The 19,718-nt window shown below is 43.0% G+C and carries 17 protein-coding genes and 1 pseudogene; 15 read left to right on the top strand and 3 right to left on the bottom strand.

Annotation, left to right across the window (positions count from 1 at the left end; all coding sequences use genetic code 11):
* Nucleotides 1-159 precede the first annotated feature (159 nt).
* Both FCV43_RS03935 and FCV43_RS03930 read left to right on the top strand, forming a co-directional pair.
* Nucleotides 160-1,347, top strand: a complete 1,188-nt coding sequence (locus FCV43_RS03935; protein ID WP_136994084.1) for an NAD(P)/FAD-dependent oxidoreductase — start codon at nucleotides 160-162, stop codon at nucleotides 1,345-1,347.
* 139 nt (nucleotides 1,348-1,486) lie between these two features.
* Nucleotides 1,487-2,314: an HDOD domain-containing protein gene (locus tag FCV43_RS03930; protein ID WP_113796144.1), complete on the top strand. Its 828-nt coding sequence runs from the start codon at nucleotides 1,487-1,489 to the stop codon at nucleotides 2,312-2,314.
* A 157-nt stretch (nucleotides 2,315-2,471) separates the two neighbouring features.
* Here FCV43_RS03930 and FCV43_RS03925 read toward each other — a convergent pair whose 3' ends face one another.
* Nucleotides 2,472-3,371, bottom strand: coding sequence for a DMT family transporter (locus tag FCV43_RS03925; protein ID WP_136994083.1), 900 nt, complete (start codon nucleotides 3,369-3,371; stop codon nucleotides 2,472-2,474).
* Between the two features lie 132 nt (nucleotides 3,372-3,503).
* On the opposite strand from FCV43_RS03925, the gene rmuC reads away from it, so the two are divergent.
* The 7 genes and pseudogenes from rmuC to tatC all read left to right on the top strand — a co-directional run bounded on the left by rmuC (nucleotide 3,504) and on the right by tatC (nucleotide 9,733).
* Nucleotides 3,504-5,003, top strand: a complete 1,500-nt coding sequence (gene rmuC / locus FCV43_RS03920) for a DNA recombination protein RmuC (protein ID WP_136994082.1) — start codon at nucleotides 3,504-3,506, stop codon at nucleotides 5,001-5,003.
* Between the two features lie 134 nt (nucleotides 5,004-5,137).
* Nucleotides 5,138-5,920, top strand: coding sequence for a bifunctional demethylmenaquinone methyltransferase/2-methoxy-6-polyprenyl-1,4-benzoquinol methylase UbiE (ubiE, locus tag FCV43_RS03915; protein ID WP_029203315.1), 783 nt, complete (start codon nucleotides 5,138-5,140; stop codon nucleotides 5,918-5,920).
* 36 nt (nucleotides 5,921-5,956) lie between these two features.
* The gene (locus tag FCV43_RS03910; RefSeq protein ID WP_017052110.1) at nucleotides 5,957-6,562 is read left to right on the top strand and encodes a ubiquinone biosynthesis accessory factor UbiJ; all 606 of its coding nucleotides are present in this window, start codon (nucleotides 5,957-5,959) and stop codon (nucleotides 6,560-6,562) included.
* Nucleotides 6,559-8,193 (top strand): ubiquinone biosynthesis regulatory protein kinase UbiB, encoded by a 1,635-nt coding sequence (gene ubiB / locus FCV43_RS03905; protein WP_113796150.1) that lies wholly within the window; start codon nucleotides 6,559-6,561, stop codon nucleotides 8,191-8,193. The genes FCV43_RS03910 and ubiB overlap by 4 nt, the downstream gene beginning before the upstream one ends.
* Before the next feature lie 56 nt (nucleotides 8,194-8,249).
* Complete coding sequence (gene tatA, locus FCV43_RS03900; RefSeq protein ID WP_017052112.1) at nucleotides 8,250-8,498, top strand: Sec-independent protein translocase subunit TatA; 249 nt, start codon at nucleotides 8,250-8,252, stop codon at nucleotides 8,496-8,498.
* A 3-nt stretch (nucleotides 8,499-8,501) separates the two neighbouring features.
* Nucleotides 8,502-8,802 (top strand): annotated as a pseudogene (tatB, locus tag FCV43_RS03895) (Sec-independent protein translocase protein TatB); the annotation flags it as partial.
* 181 nt (nucleotides 8,803-8,983) lie between these two features.
* Nucleotides 8,984-9,733 (top strand): twin-arginine translocase subunit TatC, encoded by a 750-nt coding sequence (gene tatC, locus FCV43_RS03890; protein WP_017052114.1) that lies wholly within the window; start codon nucleotides 8,984-8,986, stop codon nucleotides 9,731-9,733.
* A 290-nt stretch (nucleotides 9,734-10,023) separates the two neighbouring features.
* On the opposite strand, the gene FCV43_RS03885 is transcribed toward tatC, so the two are convergent.
* Nucleotides 10,024-10,785, bottom strand: a complete 762-nt coding sequence (locus tag FCV43_RS03885; protein ID WP_136994081.1) for a TatD family hydrolase — start codon at nucleotides 10,783-10,785, stop codon at nucleotides 10,024-10,026.
* A 160-nt stretch (nucleotides 10,786-10,945) separates the two neighbouring features.
* Between FCV43_RS03885 and hemB the strand changes: the two genes are divergently transcribed.
* The 3 genes from hemB to polA all read left to right on the top strand — a co-directional run bounded on the left by hemB (nucleotide 10,946) and on the right by polA (nucleotide 15,924).
* Complete coding sequence (hemB, locus tag FCV43_RS03880; RefSeq protein ID WP_113796156.1) at nucleotides 10,946-11,992, top strand: porphobilinogen synthase; 1,047 nt, start codon at nucleotides 10,946-10,948, stop codon at nucleotides 11,990-11,992.
* 69 nt (nucleotides 11,993-12,061) lie between these two features.
* Nucleotides 12,062-12,502 carry a GNAT family N-acetyltransferase gene (locus FCV43_RS03875; RefSeq protein WP_017052117.1) on the top strand — a complete coding sequence of 147 codons (441 nt, stop codon included), beginning with the start codon at nucleotides 12,062-12,064 and terminating at the stop codon, nucleotides 12,500-12,502.
* Between the two features lie 623 nt (nucleotides 12,503-13,125).
* The gene (polA, locus tag FCV43_RS03870) at nucleotides 13,126-15,924 is read left to right on the top strand and encodes a DNA polymerase I (protein WP_136994080.1); all 2,799 of its coding nucleotides are present in this window, start codon (nucleotides 13,126-13,128) and stop codon (nucleotides 15,922-15,924) included.
* A 781-nt stretch (nucleotides 15,925-16,705) separates the two neighbouring features.
* Here the strand turns inward: polA and yihA are convergent.
* Nucleotides 16,706-17,359 (bottom strand): ribosome biogenesis GTP-binding protein YihA/YsxC, encoded by a 654-nt coding sequence (gene yihA / locus FCV43_RS03865; RefSeq protein WP_084654905.1) that lies wholly within the window; start codon nucleotides 17,357-17,359, stop codon nucleotides 16,706-16,708.
* A gap of 132 nt (nucleotides 17,360-17,491) precedes the next feature.
* On the opposite strand from yihA, the gene FCV43_RS03860 reads away from it, so the two are divergent.
* From FCV43_RS03860 to yihI, 3 genes are all read left to right on the top strand, one after another.
* Nucleotides 17,492-18,109, top strand: coding sequence for a c-type cytochrome (locus tag FCV43_RS03860; RefSeq protein ID WP_136994079.1), 618 nt, complete (start codon nucleotides 17,492-17,494; stop codon nucleotides 18,107-18,109).
* A gap of 347 nt (nucleotides 18,110-18,456) precedes the next feature.
* Nucleotides 18,457-19,095 (top strand): class I SAM-dependent methyltransferase, encoded by a 639-nt coding sequence (locus tag FCV43_RS03855; protein ID WP_017052123.1) that lies wholly within the window; start codon nucleotides 18,457-18,459, stop codon nucleotides 19,093-19,095.
* Nucleotides 19,095-19,712, top strand: a complete 618-nt coding sequence (gene yihI, locus FCV43_RS03850) for a Der GTPase-activating protein YihI (RefSeq protein ID WP_136994077.1) — start codon at nucleotides 19,095-19,097, stop codon at nucleotides 19,710-19,712. The genes FCV43_RS03855 and yihI overlap by 1 nt, the downstream gene beginning before the upstream one ends.
* Nucleotides 19,713-19,718: the final 6 nt, after the last annotated feature.

Raw genomic sequence — 19,718 nt, 5'->3', positions numbered from 1 at the left:
TTATCAATATCACGTTAAATCGTGAGATCGACTCTGCGCCTTGAGGTGAGAGCCTGAACTGGTTAAACTAGCGACGAATTCAGCAAGGATGTGCACTCAGCACATCCTTTTTTATTGGTGAAAATTCATATTGTGAAATATGAAAATGGTGTAAGTGAAATGAGCGAAAAATTTGATGTCGTGATTATTGGTGCTGGAGCGGCGGGTTTAATGTGTGCCGCAGAAGCAGGGAAACGTGGTCGACGTGTTCTTGTGGTCGATAATGCCAAAAAACCGGGACGTAAAATACTGATCTCGGGCGGCGGTCGTTGTAATTTCACCAACTATGACGTTACTGCTCATCATTACTTATGCCAGAACCGACACTTTGTTAAATCGGCACTGTCTCAGTATTCTCACTGGGATTTTATTTCGATGATCTGCAAGCACGGCATTGAGTTTGAAGAACGAGATCATGGGCAATTATTCTGCTTAGACTCAGCAAAAGAGATCGTCACCATGCTGCTCGAAGAGTGCAAACTTCCGAACGTTGAGCAGCGTTACCGTTGTGATGTGCATATGATTGAGAAAAAAGAGAGCGGTTACCTGCTGCAAGTTAATGATGAAACCATTGAGTGTGAGTCTCTTGTGGTAGCGACTGGTGGCCTATCGATGCCGAAGCTAGGCGCAACGCCGTTCGGTTATAAAATTGCTGAACAGTTTGGTTTACCTATCATTCCAACCACCGCAGGTTTAGTTCCTTTTACTTTGCACAAGCAAGATAAAGAAGATTTTGCTGAGCTGTCTGGAATTGCAATTCCAGCAGAGATCACCGCAGAAGATGGTACGTTATTTAAAGAAGCGCTTCTGTTTACTCACCGTGGTTTATCTGGCCCGGCCGTGTTACAAATTTCATCGTTCTGGCGCGCAGGCCAAAAGGTGACGATTAACCTTGTACCAGAATCTGATGTCAGTGAACTGCTAGCCAATGCTCGTGAGAAGCACCCTAATCAAAGCCTGAAAAATACCTTAGCGCGAGCGTTACCAAAGCGTCTTGTAGAAGTATTGATTGAGCGTAAAGAGCTAACGGATAAGCCTCTTAAGCAGTTTAATGCCAAAGAGTTGCAAGCGATTACCGATCACCTAGAAAATTGGCAGATTGCTCCGAATGGAACGGAAGGGTATAGAACGGCTGAAGTGACACTCGGTGGCGTGGATACTGACTATTTATCATCGAAGACAATGGAATGTAAAAATCATAAAGGCTTGTTCTTCATCGGCGAAGTGATGGACGTAACAGGTTGGCTTGGAGGGTACAACTTCCAATGGTGCTGGTCGAGCGGTTTTGTCGCAGGTCAGTGGGCGTAAGTGTATAAGTAGCTAGTTGAGCAGATTCGATTGAATTTGATCAAACATATATAATTAACTTTAAACACAATAAGCTCCCTCCTAATCGCCAAATCTATCCTATATTAAAGGGTGATAATGAGCCAAAGGAGTGAGCTTTATGAGACAAGACGCTTTAATTAGCCGCATTAACGAACTGCCTCGTATTGAAAGCGTGCTGCAAGAACTTTTGGAGATGGTGAATCAAGAGAACGTAGATTTTGGTGAGCTGTCTAAGAAAATGTCGATGGAGCAAGTGCTCAGCGCTCGCTTGCTACGCATGGCAAATTCCGCTCATTTTGGTGGTAGTAAATCCGTTGCAACCATCAATGATGCCATTATTAGAGTGGGCAGTGGGGCCGTTCGGACGTTGGTCTCATCATCCATTTTATCCAGTGCTTTTCCAAAAATAGAGACCTTAAATGTAAAAGATTATTGGTCGAATACGTTTGAAATTTCGATGATTGCCAGCAAACTCGCCCCCAAGGTTGGGTTGGATCCCAATGAGGCCTTCACAACGGGAGTGCTACACAATATCGGTGAATTAATGATCCACTCACTGGTGCCAGAGCAAGCGGTTGAAATCACGAAGCGCGTTGATGAAGGTGAAAATCCCTTACAAGTTCAGCGTGATGTCCTCTCTACCGATGCCCCCGAATTAGGTGCCAAACTGGCGAATGCATGGAAATTTCCTCCAGAAATGGCGGATGCCATTGCCAATGTTAACCAGCCCGGAAAAGCGGAAGTCTCTAAAAAATTAGCCTGCTTATTGTACTTAGCACGAGATATTCATAAGCGTTGGGATTCCTTGCCAAGTGAAAAAAATAAAGTCCATTTTTTGACAACCCATCCAGCAGCGAAAGCGTTATCTATCGCTCCTGCGACCGTAGCCGTCATTGATGAAGTGAGAGGGAAGGGCAGCGAGTTAGCATTTGAGCTCTTTAGCTAGTTGTAGCTCCTTGCCTTCATTAAGCGCGTGAGTTAGGCGCATTTCAGCTGTGTAATAGGCTCGGCTCTATTGTCTTTGATTGAATGAAAAAAACCGACATCAATATCTCTGTTGATGTCGGTTTTTATGATCGGTGCGCAAGGTATGTGGTGGTGCGTTACTTATCTTTTTCAGCTATTGATTTGAACTTCAGTTGTTGTATGACCAAGCCCGTCACAATTAACAATAAACCAATCATCGTCGAAGGGTGGATCTCTTCACCAATGATATAAGCCAATAGCATGAGGGAGATAAACGGTGACGCGAATATGAGATTACTGATACGCGCGGTGTTTTCGGTCAGTTTTAAGGCCGTTAGCCATAAAACGAAGGTGATGCCCATTTCAAATAGCCCGACATAAGTGACAGATAACCAACCCTTAGTGCTGATCAAACTCCATGTTGCACCTTCATAAATACTCAAGCCGACAGCAAACGGTAGCGCGACTAAAAAGCCGAGCAGCACACCAATAACGGGATCGGCTTTATTCTTCGCATTTAAGATCCAATATCCCGCCCATAACAAGGTAGAGAGTAGCGCCAACCCAACCCCTAGTGGGCTATCAAACTCTAAGCCTAAAATATCGCCTTTCGTCGCAATCACGACAACGCCAGCATAACCAAAAACACAGGCGGCCCAATCTTGCTTACGAATCTTCTGACCTAAAAATACGGCGGCCATGAGGGTGAGGGTGATCGCCCAACTGTAATTTAAAGGTTGGGCTTGAGAGGCGGGCAATAAGTCATAAGCTTTAAATAAGATTAGGTAGTAAGCCAAAGGGTTAATGAGCCCAAGCAGTAAGTAGTACCAAGGGTTAGCCAAGAAGGTGTTCGCAATTTGAGACGATTTACCCTGAGCGATGCAGATGATAGAGAGCGCAATCGCAGAGACAAAGCTCGCCACCGTTAACATTTGAATAGGCGTAAATTCAGCCAAAGTCAGCTTAAATGCAGTTGCAACGGTTGACCAAAGCAGTACCGCAGCAAGCCCGAAACCAATGGCTCGACGTTCGTTCATGATTTCTCGTGGTTGGTGTTAAAGGAAGAGTGTGGCTAGTTTATAGACTAAATAAACCACAACAAACTGGACATTTATCCAGTATCAAAATACCATTTAATGAGCATCTCATTTATAGGCTAAATCTTTATCATGCAATGGATTCTTGAGTACCAATCTCTTCTTATTAGCGGCATTGTAAGCGCGATCATCAGTGGTGGCACATTCGGCTGGTGGGCCAAGCAGAAAGCGCAATTTCAAATACAATTACTGATGCAGCAGCTTGAATCCGATAAGCAGCTATATCAGTCTCAAGTTCAGCCGTTGCAAGAGGCACTGAACCAAGCGCAAGCCGAGTTAGATGAGTTGGACAATGAGCGAGATAAATCCGCATTTGAATTAAAACAAGCCCACGGCAAGTTGATGGCGGCCATTGAAAAGCTGCGTTATTTTGAGGCCGTCAAGCAAGAGCGCCAGCAGTATGCGGATGAATTGAACCAAGTGAAGGAACTTAAATCTCAGCTTGAAGCTCAACTGCGAGAGCAAGACGCTCGACATGCACAAGAAAATGTATCGAATCGTGAAAAACTTCAGCTGCTAGAAAATGCAGAAGCTCGTTTAAAGACCGAGTTTGAACACTTAGCCAGCCAGATGTTCGATGCGAAGACTGCCAAAGTTGATCAGCAGAATAAGCAAAGCTTAGAGGGGCTGCTGTCGCCGTTGAAAGATCAGTTAGAAGGCTTCAAAAAACAAGTTAACGACAGCTTTGGTCAAGAAGCCAAAGAGCGCCATACCTTAGTGCATGAGCTAAAAAATCTACAACGTTTGAATGAGAGCATGACGCGTGAAGCCGTGAACCTTACTCAAGCGCTAAAAGGGGATAACAAGCAGCAAGGTAACTGGGGAGAAGTGGTGCTTGCGCGTGTGCTTGCGGAGTCTGGTTTGCGAGAAGGTCATGAATACCACACACAAGTGAACTTGCAAAACGAAGCAGGAAAACGTTATCAGCCTGATGTGATCGTTCATCTTCCACAAGAAAAGCAGGTGGTGGTGGATTCAAAAATGGCATTAGTCGCTTTTGAGCGTTACTTCAATGCGGAAAATGATACTCAGCGTGATCAAGCATTGAGTGATCACTTGGTCGCCTTGCGTGCGCATATCAAAGGCTTAAGTCAGAAGGATTATCATCAATTAAAAGGCATTCAAAGCTTGGATTATGTGTTGATGTTCATTCCGGTTGAACCTGCATTCCAAGTCGCCATTCAAGCGGATCCTAGCTTGGTGAAAGACGCCATGGAGCAGAACATTATCTTAGTTAGCCCAACCACTCTGCTGGTGGCACTCCGAACGATTGACAATTTGTGGCGTAATGACAGACAGAACCAAAATGCACAGGTTATCGCAGACAGAGCAAGCAGGTTGTACGACAAATTACGTCTTTTTGTCGATGATATGGAAGGATTAGGGGGCGCGTTGGATAAAGCGAATCAAAGCTATCAAGGGGCGATGAATAAATTAGCGACAGGGCGAGGTAATGCCATTCGTCAGGCGGAAAGCTTTAAGCAACTGGGAGTCGAAGTCAAAAGGCCAATCTCCCCGAGCTTAACTGAATTAGCACAAACCGATGCACTTCTTGAGACAAATGAATCATAACTGGCGTCACCCTTCTTGTGCTTGATGCATTATTGGAATTGGTATTAAGCAGAGGATAAAGTACACTAATCGCCCGCAGTGCCCTTGTTGAAATGACGCACTGCTGAAGAGAACTTATCATGGCAGACAACAACATGACGGATACGAGTGTGCAATCAAATTCAGCTTTAGAAACACAAGAAACCACTCACTTTGGTTTTGAAACGGTCGCGAAAGAAGAAAAAGTCGCGAAAGTAGCAGAGGTCTTTCACTCTGTAGCCGCAAAATACGACATCATGAACGATCTTATGTCGGGTGGTGTTCACCGTTTATGGAAGCGTTTCACCATTGATTGTAGTGGTGTTCGCCCTGGCCAGCGCATTCTAGATTTAGGCGGCGGCACAGGTGATTTAACTGCTAAGTTTTCACGCATTGTCGGTGAAAAAGGCCACGTAATTCTTGCTGATATCAACAACTCAATGCTGAACGTTGGTCGTGACAAACTGCGCGATAACGGCATTGTGGGTAACGTTCATTACGTACAAGCGAATGCGGAAGAGCTACCTTTCCCTGATAACTACTTTGATTGCATTACCATCAGTTTCTGTTTACGTAATGTGACAGACAAAGACAAAGCACTGCAATCTATGTTCCGAGTGTTAAAGCCCGGTGGTCGCTTGCTGGTACTTGAGTTTTCAAAACCAGTTCTTGAGCCCCTTTCTAAGATTTATGACGCTTACTCATTCCACCTATTACCTAAAATGGGTGAGTTGATTGCGAACGATGCTGATAGCTACCGTTATTTAGCGGAGTCTATTCGCATGCATCCAAATCAAGAGACGCTGAAAGGGATGATGGAAAACGCAGGTTTTGAAAATGCGAGCTACTACAACCTAACGGGTGGCATTGTTGCGCTACACCGTGGTTATAAATTTTAATCCTGTGTAGTTAAGACTTATATTTTAAGGATAGTCATGCCATTTGATCCGCTTGTCACTGCAGTGATTGAAACTTCGCTTAATACCCTTGTAAATGACGACCCTAACTTGGTGCGTCGTTTATCGCGCTTAAAAGGGCAAGTGATTCAGGTTCATCTGAAAGAACTCAATAAGAGTTTAACGTTCGTTTTTAGCCAACAAATAGACGTGTTGGCCGATTATGAAGCCAAACCAGACTGTTACCTTAGTTTGAATTTGTCCGTACTTCCGGAGTTGCGTGAGCAGGCCAACATCACCAAGCTGATTAAACAAGATAAGCTGATCTTAGAAGGTGATATTCAATTGGCTCAGAAGTTTGCTCAACTCATGACCGATTGCAAACCTGATCTCGAAGAGTGGTTGTCTCGTGTGACGGGAGATGTGGTCGCACATACTGTCGTTCAAGGCGCGAAAAATGTGGGAAGTTTTTTGTATCAACAAGCAGAAAAACAACAATCGAATTTCGCACAAGTCTTAACGGAAGAGTGGAAAATTGCTCCGGCACCGTTAGAAATTGCCTATTTTTGCGATCAAGTGGATGAACTTAAGAGTTCGGTTTCTCGATTAGAATCGAAACTTAACGCCTTGTTGGAGAAAGTATGACCCCAACAGAATTGCGCCGTCTGTACCATATTGTCAAAGTACAACTTGAATATGGTTTAGATGAGTTACTCCCAGAGCACCAGTTGACGAAAGCACCATTGATGATGCGTAAGTCACTGTTCTGGATTAAGCGTAAGCATCAAGATAAGACCATGGGCGAAAGGTTACGTCTCGCCTTACAAGAACTCGGTCCGGTCTGGATTAAGTTCGGACAGATGATGTCGACGAGGCGAGATCTGTTCCCTCCTCATTTGGCAGATCAATTAGCCCTCCTTCAAGACCAAGTCTCTCCTTTTGATGGCCAATTAGCTAAAGATCAGATGGAAGCGTCTTTAGGCGGTAGCTTAGATAACTGGTTTACGGATTTCGATATCGAGCCACTCGCTTCAGCGTCGATTGCTCAAGTACATACCGCGAAGCTAAAAGAATCAGGTCGAGATATTGTACTTAAAGTGATTCGTCCTGATATTCGTCCTGTGATTGATGCCGATATTAAGCTGATGTATCGCATGGCTAGAATCGTCGCAAAAGCCTTGCCAGAAGCGAGACGATTAAAGCCCGTAGAAGTGGTTCGTGAGTATGAAAAAACCTTAATTGATGAATTGGATCTGCGTCGAGAAGCGGCGAATGCCATTCAATTAAGACGCAACTTTGAAGGCAGTGAAGAGCTTTACGTACCTGAAGTGATCTCTGATTTAAGCAGTGAACACTTGATGGTCTCTGAGCGAATTTATGGCATTCAAGTCTCTGATATAGCCTCATTAGAAGCCAATGGTACCAACATGAAATTGTTGGCTGAACGTGGCGTGAGTGTCTTCTTTACTCAAGTGTTTCGTGACAGTTTTTTCCATGCAGATATGCATCCGGGAAATGTATTTGTTAACCCAGAGCATCCAGAAAATCCACAATGGATTGGTTTAGATTGCGGCATTGTTGGCACTCTCAATAGCGAAGATAAGCGTTATTTGGCAGAGAATTTCTTAGCCTTTTTTAATCGTGATTATCGCCGAGTTGCCGAGCTGCATGTGGACTCTGGTTGGGTGCCGGCTGATACCAATATTGATGAGTTTGAATTTGCAATCCGGATTGTATGTGAACCGATTTTTGCCAAACCTTTATGTGAAATTTCATTTGGCCACGTGCTATTGAACCTATTCAATACCGCTCGTCGCTTTAATATGGAAGTTCAACCTCAATTGGTGTTACTGCAAAAGACACTATTGTACGTTGAAGGTTTAGGGCGTCAGCTTTATCCTCAGCTAGACTTATGGGAGACAGCAAAACCGTTTCTTGAAAAATGGATGGCGAACCAAGTCGGGCCACAAGCTTTACTGAATGCAGTAAAAGATAGAGCACCGTTTTGGATAGAGAAGCTGCCAGAATTACCAGAGTTGCTTTATGATAGCTTACGACAAGGAAAATCCATGAATCAAAGAATGGATCAGCTTTATCAAGGTTATCGAGATAGCAAGCGACAACAAGGAACAGGTAAGTTTTTGTTTGGTGTTGGAGCCACTTTAGTCGTATGCTCTGCGATCTTAATCTCTAGCCCGTATCAGCAGCTAACATTGGGCTGTGGCATAGCAGGTGTCACATTTTGGCTGCTTAGTTGGCGAGCTTACCGTCGTTAAGCGGTAGACTCGTGAAAATATAATTTTTTGTGTAGAAAAGACCCGAGGTAAAAATAATGGGCGGTATCAGTATTTGGCAACTCCTAATCATCGCAGTAATCGTTGTATTACTATTCGGAACTAAAAAGCTACGCGGCATGGGTGGTGATTTAGGTTCAGCTGTAAAGGGCTTTAAAAAAGCCATGAGTGATGAAGATCCTGCAGCGTTAAAGAAAGATGCGGACTTTGAACCAAAGAATCTTGAAGGGCAGAAGACGGACACCACTGCTGAAATCAAGAAAGAAAAAGACAAAGAGCAGGCATAATACGTGTTTGATATCGGTTTTTGGGAACTGGTATTGATATCTGTCGTGGGGTTAGTTGTGCTTGGTCCTGAGCGTTTACCTGTCGCGATTCGTAGTGTATCCAAATTTATTGGTTCTGCGAAAAGTATGGCGAACAGTGTAAAAGATGAGTTATCTCATGAGCTCAAGGTTCAAGAACTGCAAGATAACTTGCGTAAAGCTGAGCAAATGGGAATGGAAGACCTTGCGCCAGAGCTGAAAGCTTCAGTTGATGAACTTAAGAAAGCAGCGCAAGAAGTGACTCGACCTTATGCAAAGCAAAACACTGATGGTGATGCGGTAGACAATACTGCTCAGGGGAATGAGTCTGTTCCAACCAATAGTGAAGCGCAAACAAATAGTGAAGCGCAGCCAAGCTCGTCAGATAAAAAAGCCGAATAGTCTCACCCAATTGGAGCTGCTACCGTTGCGGCTCCTTTTCGATCGCCCTATATAAGAGGTTTGATATGTCTTCTGCTGAGCAGACACAACCTTTAATTAGCCACTTGTTAGAACTGCGTAATCGTTTATTACGCGCAATCATTGCGGTGATTGTTGTTTTTCTTGGGCTGATTTATTTTTCCAATGAGATCTATGAATTTGTCTCTGCACCATTAGTGGATCGCCTGCCTGAAGGGGCAACGATGATTGCCACGGATGTTGCATCGCCATTTTTCACGCCATTGAAGTTAACCTTAATGACGTCGGTGTTCATTGCCGTGCCTTTTATTTTGTATCAGGTATGGGCCTTTGTCGCCCCTGGTTTGTATAAGCACGAACGTCGTTTGATCATGCCATTAATGTTCTCTAGTTCACTGCTGTTTTACTGCGGTGTGGCTTTTGCTTATTTTGTGGTGTTCCCGTTGGTATTTGGCTTCTTTACGGCCATTTCACTCGGTGGGGTGGAGTTCGCGACCGATATTTCAAGCTATCTCGATTTTGTTCTAGCTCTGTTCCTTGCGTTTGGTATTGCGTTTGAAGTACCTGTTGCCATCATTTTATTATGTTGGACTGGGGCGACGAATCCAAAAGCATTAAGTGAAAAGCGTCCTTACATAGTCGTTGCCGCTTTTGTTATCGGGATGATGTTAACGCCTCCAGATATGGTTTCTCAAACCCTGTTAGCGATACCTATGTGTATTCTGTTCGAAGTGGGTTTGTTCTTTGCGAGATTCTACGTGCGCAAAGATCCTGATGAAGAGCAGGTTGAAGATTAAATAAAAAAACGACTCATATAGAGTCGTTTTTTTATTGTAGTCATAACTACTTAACTTTGACCATATGGCCGCAGTTCTTACAGATATAGACTTCTTTGATACCTATGATTTTATGCCAAAAGTTTCTATGTCGACGTTGTAAGTGAAGAGTGTGATCACACATATACCGCTCACTTTTTATGATTATTTTGTGGAAAGGTATCTTAACGCTCCAATATGCTAAATACCATATTAAATTGCGGCATGGATCTCATTTTTGGATATATTTATAAAATTATTAGTGATAATAATCACAATAAAAACAATGATTTAACATTTTTGGTTGTAATTTCGTTAATTTTACTAACTGATAGAAGCCTCAGTTGAGCTATCCGGTCAGCAACCAATTTTGTGTACGCAGGCTCATTTCGTTTACCACGATGCGGAACAGGCGCAAGGTATGGGCAGTCGGTTTCAAGGATCACCTTACTGAGATCTAGATGTGGGATCACTTTATCCATGCCTCCATTCTTAAAGGTTGATACGCCGCCTAAACCTAAATGAAAACCGAGATCATTGATGGCTTTCGCTTCTTCAACTGTCCCACCAAAGCAGTGAAATACTCCTCTCAAAGAGCCATTTTGTTCTTTACGCAGTAGGGTTAACGTCTCTTCAATCGAATCACGAGTATGGATCACCACAGGAAGATCCATCTCTTTTGCCCAATTTAATTGAGTAATGAAAGCCATCTCCTGTTCAGCTTTAAAGGTCTTATCCCAATAGAGATCAATGCCTATCTCGCCAACTGCAATGAAATTATGCTTTTCAAACCAAGAGTGGATCGTTGCAAGAGTCTGTTTTACATCGCCATCTACATAACAAGGGTGCAGCCCCATCATAGAGCGACATACATCAGGGTAAGTCGCTTCAGTTTTTAGCATGGGTTCGATAGAGTCCAAATCGATATTGGGCAGTAAGATGGTGTCGATACCCTGAGCAAGTGCGCGCTGCACAACCTCATCACGATCATTATCAAATTCAGTGGCGTAAATGTGGGCGTGTGAGTCAATCATGTTTGGTCTCAGTCGGTTTCGTTAGTAGGGAGAGTATAAAGCAGTGTGAGAAGAAGGTCATTTTTCGTCATTTTTTACAGGTTTTAAATAATAGCACTAGCGTCTGAGATCGAGAGTGATATTCTCTGATTAAGCTACTAATCCAGACAAGGAGAATCGAGTGTCTGTTTCAATTCAAGGTCAATTCCCAGGGCGACGTATGCGCCGCATGCGTAAACATGATTTTAGTCGCCGTCTTATGGCCGAAAATCAACTTACAGTTAGCGATCTTATTTATCCGATGTTTATTCTTATGGGTAAAGATCGTCGTGAATCGGTTGAGTCGATGCCTGGTGTTGAGCGTCTTTCTATCGATCTGATGCTCGAAGAGGCAGAGTACCTAGCCAAACTGGGCGTGCCTGCGATCGCTTTATTCCCGGTAGTGAATCAAGATGCAAAAAGCTTATGTGCTATTGAAGCATACAGCCCAGAAGGCTTAGTGCAACGAGCGGTTCGCGCATTGAAAGAACACGTGCCGCAAATGGGCGTGATTACTGATGTAGCATTAGACCCATTCACCACTCATGGCCAAGACGGCATTATTGATGAAGATGGCTACGTACAAAACGATGAAACGACAGAAGTCTTGATCAAACAGGCACTGTCTCATGCTGAAGCTGGCGCAGATGTTGTTGCTCCATCGGATATGATGGATGGCCGTATTGGTAAAATTCGTGAAGCATTAGAAGAAGCTGGGCATATTCATACTCAGATTATGGCTTACTCAGCAAAATACGCCTCTTGTTACTATGGCCCGTTCCGTGATGCCGTCGGTTCATCATCTAATTTGAAGGGTGGTAATAAGAAAAACTACCAGATGGATCCAGCGAATAGTGATGAAGCGATTCATGAAGTGGCGATGGATATCAATGAAGGTGCGGATATGGTCATGGTGAAACCGGGCATGCCGTATTTAGATATTGTTCGTCGAGTGAAGTCAGAGCTTCAAGTTCCAACGTTTGCTTACCAAGTTTCTGGTGAATACGCGATGCATAAAGCGGCAATCCAAAATGGCTGGTTAAAAGAGCAAGAGACGGTTTTAGAGTCACTACTTTGCTTTAAACGTGCGGGTGCTGATGGCATCTTAACGTACTTCGCGAAAGACGTAGCGGAATGGTTGGCGCAAGAAAATGCACAAGCCGCTGAGCACCTAAATACTGAAAAGTAGGGTAAACGAAATGCAGTAGTGAATAGGGTTGGTCTTGTGCCAGCCCTTTTTTTATTGGAGGGATAGTTTATGTCGGTTGATGTGAGAGTGGGTGACCTGCAAGAAGTCATCGCGGTGGTTGAATCTATTGATGAATTTGTTCGAGGAGAGACCATCGAATCTTTACAACTTCGTTTGCAAGGTAAAAAGCAGCTAATCCTTGTTGCCGAAGAAGAGGGCACGTTGCTTGGATTTAAAATTGGCTACCAGCTTGATGATGATACTTTCTATAGTTGGTTTGGTGGCGTTTCTCCGATTGCGAGAAATAAAGGAGTAGCCCAAGCGTTATTGAATGAGCAAGAGCGTTGGGTCGAAAGCCAGCAGTATCAGTATCTGAAAGTAAAATCTCGTAATCAGTTTCCAGCGATGCTGCGTTTACTGTTGAGAAACGGCTACGCCATTGAGCATTTCGAAAAAAAGGAGCCATTATCCGCTTCGAGCATCCATTTTGTTAAGCAATTAACACGTTAAGATCTAAATGATATTTTTTCTCATTTAATGGTTGACTATTAAATGAGAATCATTATTATTAACTGCGTCTTAAGGAATAAAGAAACGGTTCACAAGGATGTTGAAAAGCTTCCAATTTAGCTTTAACCAAGAATTCTTAACGAACTTGCACTAAGTTCTTTTTTGACACGACATTGCTCACATTGCTTCCAGTGTAATTTATAGCTTTTGGTAAGGCTGAATAACAACAAATGATTTGGCTTTCCACTTTTATGCTAGGCGACATCTTCGGGTGTCGCTTTTTTTATGCCTGTCGCTTAGAGGTGTCAGGTGGAGTGGAATAATGGATGGGGAACATTCTTTTCCACAATGAGGGATCGTGAAAGGATCGATTTAAATCTGTTCGATCTATATATAAGTTTACTTATTTCATGGACTTAAGTTGAGGTTTGGTGCAAATTAATTACCTTGTATAACCAGTGGATAAAATATATAAACAGAGTTATCCACAGTTTGAGTGTCTTGTGAACAACGATTTTCGCTTGATCTATGCGAGTAAAAGCGAATGGTTGGCATAGATTCAGATCGTGAGTCGTGGCATCCTAAGCAGATCATTTTTCGTATTTCTTTGGATACAAAATACTATGGCTCGCATTCCTGATAACCCATTAATTCTCATTGATGGATCTTCGTACCTTTACCGTGCTTTTCATGCTTATCCTGGCACCATGAGTAATGGTGATATTCCGACCAATGCCATTTACGGTGTTGTGAATATGCTTCGCAGTATGATGAGGCAGTTTGCTTCGGATAGGATTGCCGTCATCTTTGATGCCAAAGGGAAAACCTTTCGTGACGACATGTACCCAGAGTACAAAGCCAATCGTCCACCAATGCCAGATGACCTACGTTGTCAGATCGAGCCGCTGCACAATGTGATTCGAGCAATGGGCTTGCCATTAATTTCGATTTCTGGAGTTGAAGCCGATGACGTGATTGGTACATTAGCGTCACAAGCTTCTAAAGCGGGTATGCCTGTTCTGATCAGCACTGGCGATAAAGATATGGCGCAGCTTGTAGATGAGAACGTTACGCTTATCAATACGATGACAAACGTGGTCATGGATCGTGAAGGGGTGATCGAAAAATTCGGAATTCCCCCTGAGTTAATCATCGATTACTTAGCCTTAATGGGCGATAAAGTCGATAACATTCCAGGCGTTCCTGGGGTTGGTGATAAAACGGCAACCGCTCTACTGCAAGGTATTGGTAGTATTGAAAAGCTGTATGAAAATCTTGATGACATCGCAGCCCTAGGTTTCCGTGGTTCTAAAACCATGGCGAAGAAGTTAGTCGACAATAAAGATAATGCTTTGATGTCTTACGAGCTTGCGACGATCAAATTAGATGTTGAACTAGAAGAGACACCAGAATCTTTAGTTAAGGCTGAACCAAATACCGATGAGCTCATTAAGCTTTACGGCCAAATGGTCTTTAAGTCTTGGCTGAATGAATTACTTGAAGGTGGCACAGGCGTTGTTGAGGCGGATGAAAAGTCCGGTGCGATGCGCAGTAGCACAAGCGCTTCAAGTTCTGCATCAGTAATCGACAATTCAGCGGTGACTATTGACCGCAGTCAGTACGAAACCATTCTTGATGAAGAAACCTTCAAATTGTGGTTAGAAAAATTGCAAGCGTCTGAGCTGTTTGCGTTTGATACTGAAACAGACAGCCTAGACTACATGGTAGCGAATCTAGTCGGCCTATCATTTGCGACAGAAGAAGGTGTAGCCGCTTATGTTCCGGTGGCTCATGATTATCTTGATGCGCCACAGCAACTAGATCGTGATTGGGTATTAGCACAGTTAAAACCTATTTTAGAAGATGATGCACAAGCGAAGGTTGGGCAGAATCTGAAATATGATGCCAGTGTTCTTGCGCGTTACGGTATCGATATGAAAGGCATCAAACACGACACCATGTTAGCGTCTTACGTGTATAACAGTGTCGGTGGCAAGCATGATATGGATAGCTTAGCGCTTCGATTCTTGCAACATAGCTGTATTTCATTTGAGCAGATCGCAGGTAAAGGCAAAAAGCAGCTGACATTTAATCAGATCGATCTTGAGCAAGCGTCACCATATGCAGCAGAAGATGCGGATGTGACTCTACGTTTGCACAATCGTTTGATGAAACACATTGAAGCGGATGAAAAGCTGAAATCCGTTTATGAAGATATCGAAATGCCATTAGTGCCAGTGATGTCACGCATTGAACGTACGGGCGTTTTCATTGATGACATGTTGTTAGGGGCTCAATCGCAAGAGATCGCGGCTCGTTTAGATGAACTCGAACAAAAAGCGTATGAAGTTGCGGAACAAGAGTTCAACCTAAGCTCTCCAAAACAGCTTCAAGCGATCCTATTTGAAAAAATGGGACTGCCAGTCGTGAAGAAAACACCATCTGGCGCACCATCGACTAACGAAGAAGTATTACAAGAGCTTGCGTTAGATTACCCATTGCCAAAGCTTATCCTAGAATATCGTGGTCTAGCTAAGCTGAAATCAACGTATACCGATAAACTTCCGAAGATGATCAACGGCGAAACTGGGCGCGTGCATACCTCGTATCACCAAGCCGTAACGGCGACAGGTCGTTTATCTTCAACCGATCCAAACTTACAGAATATTCCTATTCGTAATGAAGAAGGTCGTCGAATTCGTCAGGCATTTGTTGCACCTCACGGTTGGAAAATCTTAGCGGTCGATTACTCTCAAATTGAGCTGCGTATTATGGCGCACTTATCAGGGGATAAGGCTTTATTAGAAGCGTTCCAACAGGGCAAAGATATTCATGCTGCAACCGCGGCTGAAATTATCGGTGTTAGCATCGATGAAGTGACGACAGAGCAACGTCGTCGAGCAAAGGCGGTGAACTTCGGTCTTATCTACGGAATGAGTGCATTTGGTTTAGCAAAACAGCTTGGTATTCCAAGAGGCGAAGCTCAACACTACATGGACATGTATTTCGAACGTTACCCAAGCGTGATGCAATACATGGAAGATACGCGCTCAAAAGCATCTGAACAGGGTTTTGTTGAAACCTTATTTGGCCGCCAGTTGCATTTACCAGAAATCAAATCACGTAATGGAATGCGTCGTAAAGCAGCAGAGCGTGCAGCGATTAATGCCCCAATGCAAGGAACAGCGGCAGACATCATTAAGAAAGCGATGTTATTGGTAGACGAATGGATCCAAGCGGAAGGCGATGGTCGAGTGAAGTTGTTGATGCAAGTACACGATGAACTGGTATTTGAAGTTCAAGAGTCTGCTTTAGGCGAAATTGAAAGTAAAGTACAACAATTGATGGAGGCGGCGGCTAATCTGGATGTTCCGTTAGTGGCTGAATCTGGTCATGGTGACAACTGGGACCAAGCACACTAGTTGCTTTTTAACCATATTGAGTCATAAATCATGAGCCAGCGCACAAACGCTGGCTTTTTTTTGATTAAAAAAAAGAATTGAAACATTGGGATTGTCTGTTTTTTAGTAATATTTTGGTGAAAATAAATTACAAAAAAAGTTTTCATTTCTGACCAATTGTTGTACATTATCTCTTGTAGGGTACAGAGGTAAGATGTTCTATCTTTCAGACCTTTTGTTTCACGTTATTGGATTAGGCTGATTCAGCCGCCCCAGTCAGTATTTGACTGGGGCGTTTTTTATGGGGCAAAGAAAACTTTTTTCCGTTATATCACCTACAGTTACAGCACTATATGAAACTCCTCCTCTTAACTTCCCAGCTACTTTCTGAACTCAGTATTGCCGCATACACCTTTATTATTAAAACTCATGACCGTGTTACTCAATGAGTGGAATGTAATTTTATACCGATCACATGAATAATATTTTCCAGCTAAAATTAAGAAGCCAGTGTTGAAGGGTTCTTATTGTTTTTGATTATTTAAAACAAATGGTTAGCGTTTTTTTGATCTCATGTTCGAGTGGAGGGCGATGAAAAGTGAAGCGATAAGGTATTGATATTTTAGCCGAGCTAAGGAATCCTAGTCAGCATAATAACTACTACTATTTCTCTCCCATTGCCCCACCAGGATGGTGGGGATTTTTATGCCTGAAAGAAAATATAGGCTTGGAAAAATCCCCGAATAGAAAAAGCCCCACCAAATTTGGCAGGGCTCTTAATCGTTCAATCAAATACTACAATTTACTCATCGATGTCGTCGTTTTCGACTAAATCAACAAGTGCCGGCGCAAACCATGTGTCCAGCTTGTTACGCAGTTGATCAACACCAAGTCCTTTGAGTGATGAGAATACATCGACAGAAACATCCCCACCAAAGCCTGCTGAATCTTTACGAATCTTCAACAGCTGCGCATTACGTGCGCCACTTTTTAGTTTATCCGCTTTCGTTAGCAATACCTGAACTGGAATATGGCTATCTACAGCCCAGTAAATCATCTGCTGATCAAGGTCTTTCATTGGGTGACGAATATCCATTAATACGACAAGTCCTTTTAAAGACTCACGTTTTTGTAGGTATTCACCCAGTGATTTCTGCCATTTTTTCTTCAGTTCAACAGGAACTTGAGCAAAACCGTACCCAGGTAGATCGACAATATGACAATCTTCACGCACTTTAAATAAGTTAATTAATTGCGTGCGACCTGGTGTTTTACTTGTTTTTGCTAAACCACGTTGGTTGGTTAGGCGATTTAATGCACTAGATTTACCAGCATTGGAGCGTCCTGCAAACGCAATTTCGATCCCTTCGTCTTCTGGTAAATGACGAATATCAGGTGCACTGGTAATGAAATGCGTGTTTTGATAATGAATTTTTACGCTCACTGTTAACTCCATCTCGACTTTGTGTAGTCGATTGATTACTTTTTTGTGAAATTGTGTAAAATAACCGTGCTCGGCATAAGGTCGCCTATTGTACCATGAGAACATAGAGTGGTACTGGAAGCTTGATAATTATAATGGAATGTCATGAAGAAATTAGCGCTAATTTTGAGTCTTTTAGCCAGCTGCTCAGTATGGGCTCAAGGTAGTATTGAAGCTGGTAAAGCAAAATCACAAACATGTGTTGCCTGCCATGGTGCTGACGGCAACAGTCTAATCACTAATTACCCTAAAATAGCGGGTCAACATGCTAAGTATCTTGAGAAGCAGTTAAAAGAACTTAAGCTTGGAATGACCAGCGGTGGTAAGCAAGGTCGTTACGATCCTGTTATGAGTGGCATGGCTATGCCACTTTCAGAGCAAGATATGGCGGATTTGTCTGCTTATTACTCTTCTCTACCGATTTCTGGAAATACAACGCCAGAAAATGTTGTCGCAGCAGGTAAGGTTCTTTACTTTGCTGGTGATGCAGAACGTGGAATTACAGCATGTACGGCGTGTCACGGCCCCCGTGGTAACGGTACAGAATTGTCTGGATTCCCTAAAATTTCGGGTCAGCATGCTGATTACGTAAAAGCTCAACTGGAAAAATTCCGTGATGGGTCACGTAATAACGATATGAACGCCATGATGCGTGATATCGCGAAGAAATTGAACGATGAAGATATTGATACCTTATCTAAATACGTTGGTGGCCTACACTAATAACAATATCGCTCGAGCATAGTATTACAGATACGCCTTTATTGGTGGTAGCTAACCGCTGCTAACTGGTAGAGGCGTTTTCTTTTTTTAAAGCCAGAAGCAAAACCAGATCTAGAACCATAGCCTCATCTCGGAGCTGTTCGTGTGTGGCATCTGTCATTTTTTATCATGTGAATTCTCCTCTTGATTGTCGAGGCGTCCTATTTTTCCTACCTCCCCTGATTGAAATCGGCAGCGATGGTCGAGATGTGGATTTTTTTTCTTTATCTGATGAAAAAATGTTCAATACCTCTCCACTATAAAGCCAGTTTCTGGTATGTTTCGCATCCTTGTTTGAGGATGTGTTAATGAATTTTTGTCCTTTATGCTCCAGTAGTCATATTTCTCACTATTTTGAAGATAAACATCGAGAGTACTTGCAGTGCTCACGTTGTCATTTGGTTTTTGTTCCACCTGAACAAAGATTGGATGCTAAAGTTGAAAAAGCTCACTACGATCTACATAACAATGATCCCCAAGATATGGGATATCGACGCTTCTTATCACGCGTCTCCACTCCTTTATTAGAAAGGTTGGAAAAACCATCTTGTGGATTAGATTTTGGTTGTGGCCCAGGACCGACATTGTCTTTAATGTTGCAAGAAGCGGGGCACAATATGGAGTTATACGATATTTACTATCACCCTGAGACTCAGGTGTTAGATAAAGTGTATGACTTTATGACAGCCACAGAAGTGATTGAGCACTTATATGAGCCCAATCAAGTGTGGCAGAAATGGTTGAATTTAGTTAAGCCTGGTGGCTGGATTGGTTTAATGACTAAGCTAGTAATAGACGTAGATGCGTTTGCTAGCTGGCACTATAAAAATGACCTTACGCATGTAGTCTTTTTTAGCCGTCAAACTTTCCAGTTTTTGGCCGAGCGGGATAAGCTCGAACTCGAATTTATTGGTAATGATGTAATTTTACTGAGGAAAGCCCAGTAATGAGCCGTAATAAAAAATCTAGAAAAGTAGGACCATCAAGCGGTGGTGAAGTCGTTGTAACTCGTAACCGTACAGAGTCAAATGTACAAGGTCGTGAGCAAAAACGCATTAAAAAGCGTAAAGGTCTAAAAACGGGTAACCGTAACTCTGAAGTGAGCGATGCAAAAGCACAAAGTGCAGCAAAAGCACGTGACCCTCGTTTAGGCAGCAAGAAAAAGATCCCATTAATCATCGAGCCTAAGAAGAAACTGACTAAGCAAGAGCGTAAGATCTCTGCTGCTCAAGAACTTGAAATGCTTGAGAATGATGCTCAACTGAATGTACTGATCGATCGCATTGAAATGGGTGAAAACCTAGGTGCTGGTTTACAGAAGTATGTTGATGAGAAGCTGGATCGCATTGAAGTATTAATGAATCAACTTGGTTTAATGGAACCAGAAGTGGATGATTCAGACGATATGTACTTCGCTGAAGATTTCTCTGACGAAGATCTTTCGGAAGAAGAACTTGCTGAGCTTGATGCTATTGAGCCTAAGTCTCAACCTAAGAAATCAAGTTCAGACGACGATCTACTGTCTCAGTTTGAAGATATCGATTTAAACGACTTTAAAGGATAAGAAGCC

The sequence above is a fragment of the Vibrio genomosp. F6 genome (assembly GCF_005146325.1).
Lineage (GTDB): Bacteria > Pseudomonadota > Gammaproteobacteria > Enterobacterales > Vibrionaceae > Vibrio > Vibrio cortegadensis.
The sequence above is the reverse complement of the archived record's forward strand: the minus strand, read 5'-3'. Positions and strand labels throughout refer to the sequence as shown.